The organism is Streptomyces sp. NPDC002623 (assembly GCF_053592635.1).
In genome coordinates this window covers 44407-59753 of the sequence record NZ_JBSFWB010000027.1, presented here as the reverse complement: position 1 = coordinate 59753, position 15347 = coordinate 44407, and the positions used below count along the sequence as shown (strand labels likewise).

Below are 15347 nucleotides of genomic sequence, written 5' to 3'. Positions count from 1 at the left end.
GACCTTGGGGGCGTGCGGGCGCCCCGCACCGATCGCGGCCGCCTGCTCCTGGTGCTCGCGCTGGCCGTCGTCGTCACGGTCTTCACCGCGACCGTGCCCCTGCTCCGCGACTGGTTCGATCTGCGCGTCTACTACGGCACCGTCAACAGCTGGACGCACGACGGCGGTCGCGTCTACGACTACCGGGTGCCCGGCACCCAGTACGGCTTCACCTACCCGCCGTTCGCGGCCGTCGTCATGCTGCCGATGGCGCTCGTCGGCCTGCGCACCGCGATCGTCGCCGCCCTGCTGCTCAACCTGGCGGCCCTGGCCGCCGTCGTACGGGTGGTGGTCGGGCCGCAGTGGCGGCGGTACGGCTGGTACGGCGCCGGCCTCGCCGCCTGCGCGCTCGCGCTGTTCGAACCGCTGCGCGACACCTTCAGCTTCGGCCAGGTCAACGTGCTGCTGCTGGCCCTGGTGCTGACCGACGCCTGGCTGCTGGCGACCGGCCGGACCCGCTGGGCCGGGATCGGCATCGGCCTGGCGGCGGCGATCAAGCTCACGCCCGCGCTCTTCATCGGCCTGCTGCTGGTCACCCGCCGTCGGCGAGCGGCCGCCGTGGCCACGGTCGTGGCGGGCGCCGCCACCGGGCTCGCGGCCGTGGTCGCCCCGGACGCCTCCCGCTTCTACTGGACGCAGGCCATGTGGGACACCACCCGCGTGGGCCGGCTCGACTACGTCTCGAACCAGTCGCTCCAGGGCGTGCTGGCCCGGCTGGGCGTCGAGAGCCGGGCCGTCTGGGCGGTGCTGGTCCTGGTGGTGCTGGGCTGGTGGGCGTGGCGGGCCCGGCGGGCGGTGGACGCGGGGGAGTGGCTCACCGCCTTCGCCCTCACCGGTCTCACCGCCTGCCTGGTCAGCCCGGTCACCTGGGTGCACCATCTGGTCTGGCTGCTGCCGGCCTTCGGCGTGCTGATCCGCGCGGGGCGCCCACGGGTCGCGGGCGCCCTGTACGCGCTGCTGTGCACCAGCGTGGTGTGGCTGTGGTTCGACGACTCGTCGGGCGTCGACGGCTTCCTCGGCAGCAACATCTACACCTGGATCACGCTGGGCCTGCTGCTGTGGCTGCCGGTCGGTCAGCTTCCCGAGGGCCGGCGGACCACGAGCCGCAGCAGCAGCGACACGGCGGCCCCGCCCAGTGCGGCGGCGCCCACGACGAGCGCCGCTTCCGACCAGCCGGGAGCGTCGCCGACGGCGACCGCGGCGGCCTTGGCGGGCACCGGCGCGGAGCCCGCACCCGGCTCCGTCCCCGGTTCCGCATCCGTTGCCGCGCCTGTCTCCGGCCCCGGCTGGGGACGAGGGCGCGGGCGGGCCCGCAGCGCGTCCAGCGAGCCCACCGGATCGACCCGCCCGGCGGCCGCGAACCCCCAGTCCAGCAGCTCGCGCGCCTCCTCGTAGACGGCGTGGCCGCCGCCCGCCTGAGGGTTCATCACCGTCACGACGAGGGTGCGCCCGTCCTGGCGGGCGGCGGCGACCAGGGTGTTGCCGGCGTTGCTGGTGTAGCCGTTCTTGATCCCGATCAGCCCCGGATACGGCTCGACGCCGTCCGCCCCGGTCAACAGCCGGTTGGTGTTCGCGATCTCGTACGACCCGCGCCCGTCGCCCGGGAACCAGGACTCCACGGTGGCGCAGTAGCGCGCGAAGTCCGCGTTGCGCAGTCCGGCCCGCCCGAACACCGCGAGGTCGTAGGCCGAGGACACCTGGCCCGGGGTGTCGTAGCCGTCCGGCGACAGCACATGGGTGTCGAGGGCGCCCAGCGACCGGGCCTTGGCCTGCATCCTCCCGGCCGCGGCGTCCCAGCCGCCGCTGAGCGCGGCCAGGACGTGCACGGCGTCGTTGCCGGAGTTGAGGAACACCCCGCGCCACAGGTCGGCGACCTCGTACGTGCGGCCCTCGGCGACCCCGACGAGGCTGCTGCCGGGACCGATGCCCATCAGCTCCTCCTCGCTCACCGTGTGCCGGATCCCGCCGGGCAGGATCGGCAGCACGGTGAGGGCGAACAGGGTCTTGAGCGTGCTGGCCGGGGGCAGTCTGCGGTGCGCGTTCGACGCGGCGAGCACCTCGCCGGTGTGCGCGTCGGCCACCAGCCAGGACAGCGCGGAGACGTCCGGGACCTCGGGCGCGTCCCGGTGGGACCGGACCAGGGTGCCGGAGCGGTACAGCAGGGACGGCCGCGGCACGGTCACCTGTGGCTGCGCGGTCCGCGGCCCGCCGGTTCCGCCCGGCGCTCCGGGGTCCGCGCCGGCCGGGGCCACGGCGGCGGCCGGACCGAGGGCGAGGGCGCCCGCCACACAGAACGCGCAGGCCGTCACAGCGACCCGGGAAGAGAATCCGATCGTCATACGATCAACGTAGGAATGAACCGGGCGTTACCCGCGCTGCCCGTGCCGGACGCGCTCCACCGAGCACCCGGATGCCGCACTTTCCGGACCCGCCCGCGACCCGCCCGCCACCCGCTCCGGACCCGCCCGCGACCCGTTGCGGACTAGGCCGTCGGCAGCGTCGGCTGGATGCGGCGCAGGAAGGCCGCGTTGTCCGGGGTCTCGCGCATCCGCTGCAGGAGCGTCTCCAGGTTCGCCTGGCCGTCCCGGGTCTGCAGCGCCCGGCGCAGTCCGTGCACGGTCGTCAACTCGCCGGGGGAGAGCAGGAGTTCCTCGCGGCGGGTGCCGGAGGCGTTGATGTCGACGGCCGGGAAGACCCGACGGGAGGCCGTTTCGCGGTCGAGGCGCAGCTCCATGTTGCCGGTGCTCTTCAGCTCCTCGAAGTAGAAATCGTCGGCGCGGGAGCCCGTTTCGACCAGGGCGGTGGCGAGGACGGTGAGCGAGCCGCCCTCCTCGGCCGCACGCGCCGCGCCGAAGAACCGCTTGGGGCCGATCAGCGCGGTCGCGTCGACACCGCCGCTCAGGGTGCGGCCCCCCGCGGCGGCCGCGTTGTTGTGGGCCCGGCACAGCCGGGTCAGCGAGTCGAGGAGGATCACGACGTCCTCCCCCGCCTCGACGAGCCGCTTGGCCCGCTCGATGACGAGTTCGGCGAGGGCGATGTGCTGCTTGGGCGCCCGGTCGAACGTCGAGGCGTACACCTCGCCGCGCACCGAGCGCCGCATGTCGGTGACCTCCTCGGGCCGCTCGTCGAGCAGCACGACCATCAGCCGTGCCTCGGGATGGTTGCCGGCGACGGCGGCGGCGAGCTGCTGGAGCAGCACGGTCTTGCCGGTCTTGGGCGGGGCGACGATCAGCCCGCGCTGGCCCTTGCCGACGGGGGAGATCAGGTCGGCGACCCGACCGGTGAGCCCGGCCGCCGGGTGTTCCAGCCGCAGCCGCTCGTGCGGGTACACGGGGGTCAGGTCACGGAAGTCCCGGCGGCCCCGCAGGGCTTCGGGCGTACGGCCGTTGACGCGTGCGACCTCGGTCAGGGCGCGCTGGGTTCCGCGCACCCCTTCCACGAGGTCGCCCTTGCGCAGGCCGTGACGGCGGATCAGCGCGGCCGGGACCTGGAGGTCGCCGGGCGTGGGCAGGCAGTCCGCGGAGCGCAGCTGCCCCTTCCCGCTCGCGTCGATGTCGAGGACACCGGCGGCGACCCGGGCCGGAGGCTGCTGCTGTACATGGGGGTGTTCGAGTGTGGTGGTCATGGTGGCCGGTCCTTTCACGGACGGAAGGCATGAGGCATGCGAAGAGGGGGAGAGCAGCCGCGAAGGGAGGGCGCACGGCGCGCCTCGGGCGGCGGGAACAGCACCTCGGCCACGGCAGAACTGAAGCGCCGGTCGAGATGGTGCGGGAAAGCCGCTGCACCGGCCGGAGACGGCGGGTGACACGGCGGAAGGAGAATGAACTGGCACCGGAGCCCGGAACGGGGCGTACACAAGTGCTGACGGCACTGTAGCACACCTTCGGCACTCCGGTCGGTCTCACCGGGTTCAACACGACCGGGACGCCGCTTGTTCCCGGACGCCGACCTGTCGCCGCCGCATACCAGCCATACGAACCCCCGATGCCCGCGGAGCGACGCATTTCTTGTTCCGGCGAAAGGCCCTCCCTACGCTGCCACCACCGCACTTGGGCGGCATGAACAAGGGACTTGGGCAATCATGGGTCGACTGGCGGGGAAAATCGCCTTCATCAGCGGCACGGGAGCCGGAATAGGACGTGCGGCGGCACTGGTATTCGCGGCGGAAGGGGCAAGTGTATTCGGCTGCGACATCGACGCCGACGGTGACGCGGAAACCGTCGAACTCGTCGCGAAGGCCGGGGGAGTCATGCACTCCCACGCCCCCGTCGACCTGTCCACCGAGGCGGGCGCCAAGGAGTGGATCGAGGCCGGCATATCGGCCTGCGGCGGAATCGACATCCTCTACAACAACGCCTCGGCGCTGCGGAACGGGCCGTTCGACACCCAGCCCGTCGAGGACTGGTACTTCACTCTCCGCAACGAACTCGACATCCCGTACTTCTGCACCCGCGCCGCCTGGCCGCACCTGATCGCGCGCGGCGGCGGGACCGTGCTCAACGTCGCGTCGGTGGCCGCCGTGCGCGGCGCGCCGTTCCTGCCGATGGTGCCGCACGGCGCCGCGAAGGGCGGGGTGCTGGCCATGAGCAAGCACCTGTGCGCGGCCGGCGCCCCGCACCGCATCCGGGTCAACACCATCGCCCCCGGCATGACCCGCACCTCGGCCACCGCGCCCTTCCTCGACGACCCCGAGGGGCCGAGGGCGCAGCTGGAGGCCCGGATCCCCGTCGGCCGGATCGCCGAACCCGAGGACATCGCCCGGGTCGCCGCCTTCCTCTGCAGCGACGAGGCCGCCTTCGTCAACGGCGCCAACCTCATGGTGGACGGCGGCGACAGCGCCATGGCGGGCTGAGCGCACATGACCACCCGACTCGACCACGTGGGCGTCAACGTGCGCGATCTGGACGCCCAGACCACCTGGTACAAGGCCGCGTTCGGCCTGAAGACCGTCTTCGAGTTCCGGCTCGACGGGCCCGGCCTCAGCGGCGTGGTGCTGGAACACCCGTACGGCTGGCGCATCGAACTGCTCGCCCGCCCCGGCTCCGCCCCCGGCCTGCGGGCCCCGGATCCGCTGACCGCGGCCCTCACCGAAGGCTATGGGCACTTCGCGGTCACCACCCCCGAACTCGATCCCGTCCATGCGGCCCTGCTGGCCCATGGAGCGGGCGAGGCCCTCGCACCCGGACCGTCCCCCGAACCCGGAGTGCGCATGGCCTGGGTCACCGACCCAGAGGGAAATCTCATCGAACTCATAGAGCGACTAGAGCGACGGAGTACGGAATGACGAGCGTGCTGAAAAGACTCGACAGGGGAACACTCATAGCCTGCTGTCTGGCCGTTGCCGCCGCGCAGCTGTGCATTACTGTCCCCTCGCCCATCAACGGAGAAATACAGGCCGCATTCGGGGCCTCCGGATCCCAGGTCGCCTGGGTCACCTCCGCCTTCATTCTGCCCACCGCCATTCTCGAGCTGAATTTCGGTGTGGTCGGCGATCTCTTCGGCCGTAAACGCCTGCTGGTGCTCGGCGGGCTGGTGCTGGCGCTCGGCGAACTCCTCAACGCCACCGCGCAGAGCATCACCATGCTCTGGGTCGGCCAGGCCCTCGCGGGCATCGGCGCGGCCGCGCTCTTCCCCAGCTCCCTCGCGGTGATCGCGGCCGCCACCCCCGACGAGAAGGACCGGGCCAAGGCCGTCTCCACCTGGGCGCTCAGCATTTCCCTCGCCTCGGCGGCGGGCCCGCTGTCCTCCGGGGTGCTCGCCACGGTCGCCGACTTCCGGTGGGCGTTCGTGCCCCCGGTGGTCCTCGGCCTCGTCGTCGCCGTCACCAGCCACCTCATGGTCACCGACTCCAAGGCACCCGAGGGCCGCGCCCTGGACTGGACCGGCCAGATCACCGTGGCCGTCGGCCTCACCGCCCTGCTCTGGGGCATCATCGAGGGCGGTGAACGAGGCTGGAGCAGTCCGGCCATCGTCGGCTCCCTCACCCTGGCCGCGGTCTCGCTCGTCGCGTTCGTCGTCGCGGAGAAGCGGGCCGCCTCGCCGATGTTCAACCTCGACCTGCTGAAGATCCCGTCGTTCGCGGCCGCCGCCGTGGTCGCGCTGGCCGGCATGTTCGGCTTCATCGGCACCGCCTACTGCGTCTCCATCCGCCTCGGCGCCGTCATGCACCTCAGCGCGCTGCGGGCCGGTATGCCGTTCGTGATCCTCCAACTCGTCCCGCTGCTCCTCGCGCCGGTCCTGAGCCGGATGCTCACCCGCGTCGAACCCCGCTGGCTGCTCATGGGCGGTCTGCTGCCGATGGCCGCCGGCCAGTTCTGGATCGCCGCCCTGCCCATCACCACCACCTCGCTGGCCGCCTTCATCGGCCCGGTGCTGCTGCTGGGCGTCGGCTTCATCTGCGTGGTCTCCTCGCTCACCTCCGCCGCCGTGAACGCCGTACCGCTCAACATGACCGGCATGGCCAGCGGCGCGACCAGCCTGGTGCGCGAGTTCGGCCAGGGGCTCGGCCCCGCCGTCATCAGCACCGTCGCCATGAGCGCCGCGTCCGCCGCGCTGGTGGGCAAGCTGAGCGGCGCCGACGCCGGGATGGAGGCGGCCGCGGGACCCCTCGCGGTCGTCAACGCGGGCAGCGACAGCGCCCGCGCGGCCGCTCAGACCGCCCTCGGTCACGGCATGGCCGTCGGCGTGGTGATCTGCGGCTGCGCTTCCCTGCTGGGCGCGCTGGTCACCCTGCTGCTGGTCCGCAAGAGCACCGCGCGCTCGACGGCGGCGGCGCCCGCGCAGACGGCGGCCGTCCAGCCGCTCGCGTAGCGCCGAAGCACACCGAAGAGGCCGGGCGGAAGTCCCGGCCTCTTTCAGGTTTGCCACAGATGTCCCCAGAGGGTAACGATCCGTGACGGCCAGGGACTTGACAGCTATTACTGCACTATCTTCACGTCATGTCCACGCCGCCTCAGCCTCCGCAGCAGCCGGAGCAGCCGTCCGGGGCGCCGGCCCAGCCGAGCGCGTACCCCTATCCGAATCCGCAGTCGCCGTCCCCCGGCGGGCCGTTGGGTTTCCCGCCGGCGGCGCCCGCGACCCAAGCCGGTCAGCAGAGCGTCTATGCCCAGCCGACCCTGGTCGGGCAGCCCGCCCAGCCCCAGCCGGGCAATCCGTACGCCCAGCCGGGCCAGTACCCCGTCGTCGGCCCGCCGCCCAGCGGGGGCGGCGGCGCCGGAAAGGCGGTCCTGTGGGCCGTCGTCGGCGCGGTCGTGGCGTCGGCCGCCTGGGCGGCCGGAGTCTTCCTCGTCAAAGCCGGGAACGACCCGGACCTGCGCGGCTACTCGGCCCCGTCCAACCTCTGCAACTCCGCCGACTACTCGTCGTTCCAGGACGAGTACCCGGACGACGACGGCACCCCGACGCACAACACCCTCGAGGACACCGCCCTCGACTCGGGGTACTGCAGCATCAGCCTGAAGAAGACCGGGTCCAGCTACGCGGACGCGTACCTCTCCGTCCAGCTGGACCTGCACAAGAAGACCGACCCCGGGCCGGAGTTCACGGCCACCTGGAAGAACTACGGCGACAGCCACACGGGTTACGACGTGGAGGAGGTCACCACCATCGGTGACGAGGCCTACATCGTCAGCGAGGACACCACCAGCGGCACCACCACCGGCTCCCGCTACGCCACGCTCGCGGTCCGCGACGGCTGGGTCACGTACACCATGGGCTACAGCGCCTATCTGTCCTCGTACGACGACGACAAGGACCCGCCGGAGCTCGACGAAGTGATCGACTGGCTGAAGACGGACACGAGGGCCACCCTGGACTCCCTCAGCGACTGACGCCCGCTCCCGGCTCGTGTGCGGTGGCCGGCCCTCGGTCGGCCACCGGCGCGTCGAGCGCGTTCGTGATCGCCTTCACCCCGCCGTGCGCCGCGTACCCGCCGTCCACGGTGATCTCCGCGCCGTTGACGTACGACGCCTCGTCGGACAGCAGATAGACGACGAGCGGCGCCACCTCGTGGACCGACCCGGCGCGCCCCTGGGGGGTCATCGCCAGATGCGCCTCGACGAACACCGGGTTCGCGGACGTCATCAGCGGGGTCTCGATGTACCCGGGATGCACCAGGTTCGTGCGGATCCCACGCGGCGCCAGCTCCAGCGCGGCCACCTTCGACAGGCCCCGCAACGCCCACTTGCTGGCCGTGTACGCGACCGCGTGATGAGCGGTCAGGGCGGCGACGGAGCCCACGTTGACGATGGCGGAGCCGGGCGGCATCAGCGGAGCGAGCGCCTGGATGCCGAGCAGCGCACCCGTCGTGTTCACCGCGAACGCCCGCTCCCAGTCGGCGAGTTCGACCTGCCCGAGCCGGGCCCGCATCGCGATGCCGGCATTGTTGACGAGGCCGTGCACGATCTCCAGCTCGTCCGCGAGGGCGGCCCAGTCGTCCGGCGACGACACGTCCAGCCGCCGGTAGCGCACGTCGAGGCCGTCGGCGCGCAGGCTCGCGGCCAGCTTCTCGCCGGGCTCGTCCAGGACGTCGGTCGCGATCACCCGCGCGCCCTCGCGGGCGGCCGCCGTCGCCTCCGCGGCTCCCTGGCCCTGCGCTGCTCCGGTGACGACGACGGTACGGCCCGCCAGACGCGTACGGCTCACGGCTCCTCCATGGGGTGCGGGACTGCTGCCCGTCCACGCTAGGGAGCCGCGGTCAGCTCCACCAACGCGTGTTCGCCATGGCTGGCATCGACGGCGGCGATCACCGGGTCGTCCAGCGACGCGCCCACCCTGCGCACGGTCTCCCGCAGCCAGCTGTGCGCCGGGTCCGCGTGCCGGTTGTGGTGCCAGTACATGGCCTCCACCAGCGGCACGTCCGGGAACGGCGTCGGGATCACGGCACAGCGCGCGAAGCCCTCGTAGCGCAGCGCCAGCCGCTCGGGCACCAGGGCCACCAGGTCCGTGCCGGCCACCAGGAACGGCAGGACGCTGAAACCCGGGGTGCTGACCTGCACCCTCGGCACGATGCCGAGCGTCTCCAGCTGGCGGTCGGTGGGCGTGAGGCTCTTGCCGATCGCGGACGCCGCGTGCGGCATCTCCGCCAGGTCGGCCAGCGACAGCCGCCCGTCGACCAGCCGCGGGTTGTCGGGGTCGACGATGCACACGAACCGGTCGTGCATCACGGCCTCGCTCACGCCGGGCAGCTGGTAGCCGAGCGGCACCACCATCAGGTCGTGACAGCGCAGGTGCGTCTCCGTCTCCAGCTGACCGTCGACGATCGGGTGCACATCGATCCGCACGCCGGGCGCCTCCTGCGCGATGACCCGCAGCAGCGGCTCCACCATCACCGTCATCACATAGTCGGACATGACCACGGAGAACCGCTGCCTGCTGCGTGACGGGTCGAAGTGCCGGGTCAGCGACAGCGCCTCCTCGGCCTTGTACAGCGAGGCCTGGACGACGGGCAGGAGCCGCTCCGCGAGCGGCGTCAGCTCGTACTCGCGGCCCATCCGGATCAGCAGCTCGTCGTTGAAGTGGCGGCGCAGCCGGGCCAGCGAGCCGCTCATCGCGGACTGGCTGGTGGAGAGCCGCACACCGGCATGGGTGACGTTCCGCTCCTCCAGGAGCGCTTCCAGCGCCACCAGAAGATTCAGGTCGATCGCTCCGAGACCCACGTATGTCCCCTTCCGGCCGCGCCGCGTCCTTGAAGCCCGGTGGACCGGAGCGTAACCACCGGCGGCGCGCCGAGGAAGACCGCGCGACACAACTCACAGCGATCCGACAGCAGCCATCGAATCCAGGGATACCCGCAGGTCACACTGTTTACGGCCGAGGCGTCCTGCCGCGCTTGCGGGCACGCGGAAGATACGCGTCCGCAGCGCCCGCCACGATCCGGTTGCGCAGCGTGCCCAGCCGCTCCACGGTCAGCTCCACCTCGTCGCCGGGTGTGAGCGGGGCCGGGGTGCGCTCCCCGAGCCGCCCCCAGTGCTCGGCCAGCGCGCCCCACCCGCAGGTGCCCGAGCCGAGGACATCGCCGGGGCGCACCCACGCGTCCCGGGAGGCGTAGGCGACCATCTCCTCGAAGGTCCAGGAGACATTGGCCAGGGTGTCCCGGCCGATCAGCCTCCCGTTGAGGGCGACGGTCATCTCCAGGTCCAGGAAGCCGTCCGGGTCGCGCCGGTCCGCGACCTCGTCGGCGGTGACCAGGAACGGGCCCAGCGTGTTGGCGAAGTCCTTGCCCTTGGAGAAGCCGAGCCCCAGGTTTTTCTCCGGTTTCTGCAGGTCCCGGGCCGACCAGTCGTTGAAGACCAGATAGCCGACGATTGTCTCGCGCGCCTGCTCGGGCGTGAGGTCGCGCCCGCTGCGTCCGACGACCGCCCCGACCTCCAGCTCGAAGTCCAGCACCGAGCAGCCCGCCGGCACCGGCACGTCGTCATGGGCGCCGTAGCCTGCGTGGGGGTTGGTGAAGTAGAAGTTGGGCGCCCGGTACCACTCCTCCGGCACGTGCTCCAGGCCGTCGAGGGCCTTCGACACACCCTCGATGTGCGCCTCGAACCCGACGAAGTCCCGGATCGACGGCGGCTTCAGCGGCGGCAGCAGCCGTACCTGATCCACCGTCAACTCGCTGTGCCGCTCCAGTGCTTCGGCTCCCGCCTCGTGCAGGATGCCCTGTTCGAGGAGCGCCAGGACGGTGCCGCCCTCGGGCAGCGGGTGGACGACGCCGTCCCGCACCGCGCCGGCGCGCTCCATGCCCTCGTGCTCGTATGTCGCGAACCGCATCGCTCAACTCTCCCAGTGGTTGGTGTTGGTGACGGCCCCGGCGCTGAGGTGGCCCGCGAACAGGCCGTCGGGGTCCCGGGCGGCCCGTATCTCCTGCAGCCGCCGCCACTGCGCGTCCCCCATGAACCTCAACTGCCGCACGGTGAAGTCGGAGTCGCCGAGGTACTGGCCGACGGTCACCGGCTCCATGGCCGCCATCGCCGAGTCCAGCCAGGCCCGCAGCTCCTTGTCCCGGGCCGGGTCGTCGTGGACGACGTACGTGGCGCAGTAGATCTCCGACTGCAACGAGAAGGCCATGTCGGGGAGTTCGCGCAGGGGAGCCATCGAGAACCAGATGGTGAAGGTCCCCGGTGTCGGATGCGCGGTGAACGCCTCGCGGATCGCCGGGACCACCCGCTCCGCCGGACCGGTCAGCCAGGCGTTGTCGACCAGGTACCGGTGGCCCTCCGGGTTGGCGGTGCGCTGGTTCGCCAACTGCTCGGCGAGGGTCGTCGGTTGGGCCTCGATACGCAGCAGCGCCTGCTCGGCGTACGGATTGGCGTGCAGCGGGGCCAGCGCCTGCGCGGCCTGTGCGGGGGTGTCGGTCATCGACACGCCCGTCACCAGCAGCACGGGCGCGTCGGCGCCGGGCGGGGTCTGGGTCAGCGCGACGATCTCCACCAGGTCCGACACCGTGTGGTGCATGCCGTGCAGCCAGGTCATCACCTCGTCGAACAGCTCCACCGGGTAGGCGTGCACCGTGTGCGCGAGATGCCGCGGCAGCGGGCGGGTGCGCAGATGGAAGCGGGTGACGACGCCGAAGAAGCCGGGGCCCGCCCCGCGCGCCGCCCAGAACAGGTCGCTGTTGCGTTCCTCGTCCGCGCGCACCAGCTCACCGTCGGCGGTGACGACGTCGATGGCGACGATGTTCTCCGCCGCCCAGCCCCAGCCGCGCGCGTTCCAGCCCTGCCCGCCCTGCAGCAGGAAGCCGCCGATGCCGACGGAGGGACAGTGCCCGCCGTTGAAGAAGCGGCCGAACTCGCCCAGGTACGGGTTGAGTTCGTCGCCGCCCCGGACGCTGGGCGTCGCCGTCACGATCTCGGTGGTGGGATCGTAGGCCAGCTCCCGGAAGCCCCCGAGGTCGATCAGCAGCGCGTCCGCGCGCACCGACCAGGCGGCCCAGCTGTGCCCGCCCGAGCGGACGGCGACCTGCCAGCCCCGCTCCAGGGCGAGCCGGACGCCCTCGACGACGTCGTCCTCCGTCCGCGCCTCCAGCACGGCGGCGGGCAGCCGGTCCGACGGGCGGCGCGCGTTGAAGACCCGCCCCAGGCACGCCTCCTCGAAGTCGTCGTCGCCGGCGAGGTGGAGGGTGCCGGAGAACCTGTTCACGGACGCCCTCACTTCATCGCGATCGGGTTGACGGGCGCGCCCACCGCGCCGGTGACCGGCAGCGGGGCCGCGACCAGCAGGAACTCATGGACGCCGTCCGCCGCGCAGTCCTCGGCGAGAGCCTCCAGGTCCCACATCTCGCCCAGCGGCAGGCCCATGTTGGGGATGGCGATCTGGTGCAGCGGGGACATCGCCGGCTCGGCGAACTCGTGCGGCCGTACCTCCAGACCCCAGGTGTCGGTGGCGATCGCCGCGATTTCCGTGCGGTGCAGCCAGCCCAGGGTGGTGAAGGACAGACCGGGAGCGTCCCCCGCCGCGTAGGCGCCCCAGGAGCCGAGCCGCCGCACCCGGCCGAGCTGGCCGGTGCGCACCAGCACCAGGTCGCCGCGCCGCACGGTGGAGGTGGCGCCCTGCGCCTCGACGGTGGCGCGCAGATGCTCCTCCAGAACGGCGAAGCCGTCGGGGAGCTCGCCGTGTTCGTCTCCGAGGACGCGGCCCACGTCCAGCAGGACGCCACGGCCGGTGAACGCGTCCGCCATGTGCTCGATGCCGGTGACCGAGTCCCCGTCGCCGTTCACGATGGTGCAGGAACGGCCGTTCCACGCCTGCTTGTTGTCGAAGATATGGCCCAGCCCGTCCCACTGCGTGGACGCCTGGAGGGGCATCACCACATGGTCGTCCGCACCGCCGAAGCCGTGCGGGAAACCCTGGGTGCCCGCGGCCGCGTCGGACCCGGTGTCCTTCATGTAGTGCACGGGGTTGATCCGGCCGCGGAACCCGCGCTGCGGCCCCGCCTCGTTGAACTCCAGGGCGAGGGAGAAGGAACGCCCCCGGCGCACCAGCCCCGCCGCATGGGCCCGGATCGCGTCGTCGAGGAAGTTCAGCGTGCCGAGCACGTCGTCCTCGCCCCAGCGACCCCAGTTGCGGTACGCGGAACGGGCCTTGGCCAGCTCCTCCTCGATGGGACCGAGGGTCATCGCGGGTGTCCTTTCAGCAGCAGGTCGGTTGCGTTGCCGCCGGCGACGGCCGCCCGGTCGGCCGGGGCGAGGCCGGCGGCGTCCAGGCGGGCCAGCGGGTCGTCGACGCCCATGTCGAAGGGATGGTCCGTGCCGAGCACGACCCGGTCCGCGCCCACCTCCTCCACCAGAGCGCGCAGGGCGCGCGGGGTGTAGACGAGCGCGTCGAACCACATGCGCCGCAGATAGGCGCTCGGCGGCTCCGCGCAGCCGCGCGCGTCCGCCCGGACCCGCCAGGCGTGGTCGGAGCGCCCGATGTACGTCGGCAGATAGCCGCCTCCGTGCGCGGCCACCAGCTTCAGCCGCGGGAAGCGGTCGAGGACCCCGGTGAAGATCAGGTGCGACAGGGCCACCGCAGTCTCCACCGGCTGGCCGACCGTGTTGCCCAGATAGTGCGTGGCGAGCCGGTCGCCCAGCGAGCAGCCCCACGGATGGACGAACACCACCGCCCCCAGCTCCTCGGCCGCCCGCCACACCGGGTCGTGCGCCCGGTCCGCGAGTTCCCTGCCGTTCACCGTCGTGGAGACGCTGACGCCGTGCAGTCCGTGCTCGCCGACCGCCGCCTCCAGCAGGGTCACGGCCAGGTCGGGGTGCTGGAGCGGTACCGTGCCGAGCCCGTGCAGCCGCCGCGGCGCCAGGGCGCAGTGCGCGGCGACGGCCTCGTTGACGGTGTGGGCCAGCCGGGCGGCCGTCGCCCGGCCGGTCCAGTAGTGGTGCATCGGCATCGGACCGACCACCTGTGCGTCGACGCCCATCGCGTCCAGGTCGGCCAGCCGCGCCGCCACATCCGTCAACCTGACCCGCAGCCGCTCCAGTTGGGCGCGGTTGGCGGCCAGCGAGGCGGGCGAGTGGGCGCGCTGTTCGGCGGCCAGCTCGGCGGCGAAGCCGGGGGTGCCCGCGACGATCGCGTCGGCGGCCGGGACGGCGAGGTGGCCGTGGAAGTCGACCACGGGAGATGCGCTCACGCCACGGCCGTTCAGACCACGGCCGTTCGGACCGCCGCCGCTCACACCGGCGCCGTTCACGCCGCCGCCGTCAGGGAGTGCAGCGTCTCCGACATGATCCGGGCCGGGTCCGCGCCGGGCGTGTCGGGGTGGATCTCCCAGTCGGCCAGCCGCAGCGAGTTCTCCAGCACCATCCGCACCCGCGGCAGCCGCCGGGCCATGAACCGGTCGAGGGCCTGCGCCGGCGGCTCGTCCCCGGTGACCAGCTCGGCCAGCAGCACCGCGTCCTCCATGCACATGGCCGCGCCCTGCGCGATGAGCGGCGGACAGGCGTGCGCGGCGTCGCCGATCACCATCGTCCGGCCCCGGTGCCAGGGCTCGTCGACCAGCACCGCCTCGACCCAGCGATAGTCGACCGCCGTGTCGTCCGGCAGCGCAGCGATGATCTTCCCCCACATGCCGCCGTACCCGGCGCCGCGCTCCCGCAGCAGCGCCGGCGAAGCCCGGGGGCCGATGAGGGAGGCGTCCAGGTTCTCGTCCAGGAGGTAGGCGTAGCAGCGGTCGGCGGAGATCGGGCTGTACCCGGCCTTGAAGCGCGGGCCGCCGTAGTACACCTCGTGGCACACCATCTCCGGCGGCCGTCGCGCGATCACCCGGAAGATCGACATGCCGACCGGGGACGGCTTGGCGCCGATGCCGATCAGCTCACGCATCCGGGAGTTGATCCCGTCGGCCCCGACCATCAGGTCGTAGCGGCCGGTGGACCCGTCGGTGAAGGTGACGTCCACCCGGTCGGCGGACTGATCGAGACGCTCCACGCTGAGGCCGAGCCGCACGGTGACGCCGTGCGCGTGCACGGCGTCACACAGTGCGTCCTGCAGGTCCGACCGCAGCGCACCCGCGGTCGAGGGCAGGTCCGGCCCCCCGGTGTGCGGAGTGGGCAGCTCCGCGATCAGCGTGCCGTCGGCGCGCAGCAGCCGCAGCACGTCGAACGGCACGGCCCGCTCCAGGACCCGGTCCAGGACGCCGACGGTCCGCAGCGCCTTGAGCGCGTTGCCCTGGAGGGTGATGCCGTGGCCCACGCCGAACCACTGGGGGGAGATCTCGACGAGCTCGACGTCGGCGCCGCGCTGGGCGAGCGCGACGGACAGCACGCTTCCGGTGATGCCGCCGCCGACGACGAGCACCTTCTGTACGGGCATGGGCGATCCTTGCGGAC

General features: G+C 72.3%; 13 protein-coding genes and 1 pseudogene. 5 read left to right on the top strand and 9 right to left on the bottom strand.

The genetic code is table 11. The annotated features are described in order from the left end of the window. Positions 1 to 12 precede the first annotated feature (12 nt). Entirely contained in the window at positions 13 to 1434 is a 1422-nt protein-coding gene (locus ACWD4O_RS36095; protein WP_451286652.1) for a glycosyltransferase 87 family protein, read from the top strand. Between the two features lie 83 nt (positions 1435 to 1517). Here ACWD4O_RS36095 and ACWD4O_RS36090 read toward each other — a convergent pair. Together ACWD4O_RS36090 and rho are read right to left on the bottom strand one after the other, a co-directional pair. Beyond that, positions 1518 to 2378: pseudogene (locus tag ACWD4O_RS36090) on the bottom strand (D-alanyl-D-alanine carboxypeptidase family protein); the annotation flags it as partial. Between the two features lie 143 nt (positions 2379 to 2521). Next, positions 2522 to 3664 carry a transcription termination factor Rho gene (rho, locus tag ACWD4O_RS36085; RefSeq protein ID WP_451286540.1) on the bottom strand — a complete coding sequence of 381 codons (1143 nt, stop codon included), beginning with the start codon at positions 3662 to 3664 and terminating at the stop codon, positions 2522 to 2524. Positions 3665 to 4120: 456 nt separating this feature from the next. Between rho and ACWD4O_RS36080 the strand changes: the two genes are divergently transcribed. From ACWD4O_RS36080 to ACWD4O_RS36065, 4 genes are all read left to right on the top strand, one after another. Then, positions 4121 to 4891 carry an SDR family NAD(P)-dependent oxidoreductase gene (locus ACWD4O_RS36080; RefSeq protein ID WP_451286538.1) on the top strand — a complete coding sequence of 257 codons (771 nt, stop codon included), beginning with the start codon at positions 4121 to 4123 and terminating at the stop codon, positions 4889 to 4891. Positions 4892 to 4897: 6 nt separating this feature from the next. Continuing rightward, positions 4898 to 5323, top strand: a complete 426-nt coding sequence (locus ACWD4O_RS36075; RefSeq protein WP_451286536.1) for a VOC family protein — start codon at positions 4898 to 4900, stop codon at positions 5321 to 5323. Further along, a complete protein-coding gene (locus ACWD4O_RS36070) occupies positions 5320 to 6849 on the top strand; it encodes an MFS transporter (protein ID WP_451286534.1) in 1530 nt (509 codons plus the stop codon). The genes ACWD4O_RS36075 and ACWD4O_RS36070 overlap by 4 nt, the downstream gene beginning before the upstream one ends. Before the next feature lie 128 nt (positions 6850 to 6977). Next, positions 6978 to 7868, top strand: a complete 891-nt coding sequence (locus ACWD4O_RS36065) for a hypothetical protein (protein WP_451286532.1) — start codon at positions 6978 to 6980, stop codon at positions 7866 to 7868. Here the strand turns inward: ACWD4O_RS36065 and ACWD4O_RS36060 are convergent. The 7 genes from ACWD4O_RS36060 to ACWD4O_RS36030 form a co-directional block, all read right to left on the bottom strand. Further along, positions 7858 to 8682 (bottom strand): SDR family NAD(P)-dependent oxidoreductase, encoded by an 825-nt coding sequence (locus tag ACWD4O_RS36060; RefSeq protein WP_451286530.1) that lies wholly within the window; start codon positions 8680 to 8682, stop codon positions 7858 to 7860. The genes ACWD4O_RS36065 and ACWD4O_RS36060 overlap by 11 nt on opposite strands. Before the next feature lie 38 nt (positions 8683 to 8720). After that, positions 8721 to 9695 (bottom strand): LysR family transcriptional regulator, encoded by a 975-nt coding sequence (locus ACWD4O_RS36055; protein ID WP_451286528.1) that lies wholly within the window; start codon positions 9693 to 9695, stop codon positions 8721 to 8723. Positions 9696 to 9843: 148 nt separating this feature from the next. Beyond that, on the bottom strand, positions 9844 to 10800 hold the full coding sequence (locus ACWD4O_RS36050) for a fumarylacetoacetate hydrolase family protein (protein WP_451286526.1): 957 nt from the start codon (positions 10798 to 10800) through the stop codon (positions 9844 to 9846). A gap of 3 nt (positions 10801 to 10803) precedes the next feature. Then, entirely contained in the window at positions 10804 to 12168 is a 1365-nt protein-coding gene (locus ACWD4O_RS36045) for an FAD-binding oxidoreductase (RefSeq protein ID WP_451286524.1), read from the bottom strand. Positions 12169 to 12176: 8 nt separating this feature from the next. Further along, complete coding sequence (locus ACWD4O_RS36040) at positions 12177 to 13145, bottom strand: cyclase family protein (RefSeq protein ID WP_358806970.1); 969 nt, start codon at positions 13143 to 13145, stop codon at positions 12177 to 12179. Then, positions 13142 to 14149, bottom strand: coding sequence for an amidohydrolase family protein (locus ACWD4O_RS36035; protein ID WP_451286522.1), 1008 nt, complete (start codon positions 14147 to 14149; stop codon positions 13142 to 13144). Before ACWD4O_RS36035 ends, ACWD4O_RS36040 begins: the two co-directional genes overlap by 4 nt. Positions 14150 to 14205: 56 nt before the next feature. Continuing rightward, complete coding sequence (locus ACWD4O_RS36030; RefSeq protein WP_451286520.1) at positions 14206 to 15330, bottom strand: FAD-dependent monooxygenase; 1125 nt, start codon at positions 15328 to 15330, stop codon at positions 14206 to 14208. Between the last annotated feature and the right edge of the window lie 17 nt (positions 15331 to 15347).

Coding starts and splice junctions, on each gene's coding strand:
- ACWD4O_RS36075 (WP_451286536.1), top strand. CDS start 4,898: ATGACCACCCGACTCGACCACGTGGGCGTCAACGTGCGCGATCTGGAC.
- ACWD4O_RS36030 (WP_451286520.1), bottom strand. CDS start 15,330: ATGCCCGTACAGAAGGTGCTCGTCGTCGGCGGCGGCATCACCGGAAGC.
- ACWD4O_RS36080 (WP_451286538.1), top strand. CDS start 4,121: ATGGGTCGACTGGCGGGGAAAATCGCCTTCATCAGCGGCACGGGAGCC.
- ACWD4O_RS36040 (WP_358806970.1), bottom strand. CDS start 13,145: ATGACCCTCGGTCCCATCGAGGAGGAGCTGGCCAAGGCCCGTTCCGCG.
- ACWD4O_RS36065 (WP_451286532.1), top strand. CDS start 6,978: ATGTCCACGCCGCCTCAGCCTCCGCAGCAGCCGGAGCAGCCGTCCGGG.
- ACWD4O_RS36070 (WP_451286534.1), top strand. CDS start 5,320: ATGACGAGCGTGCTGAAAAGACTCGACAGGGGAACACTCATAGCCTGC.
- rho (WP_451286540.1), bottom strand. CDS start 3,664: ATGACCACCACACTCGAACACCCCCATGTACAGCAGCAGCCTCCGGCC.
- ACWD4O_RS36050 (WP_451286526.1), bottom strand. CDS start 10,800: ATGCGGTTCGCGACATACGAGCACGAGGGCATGGAGCGCGCCGGCGCG.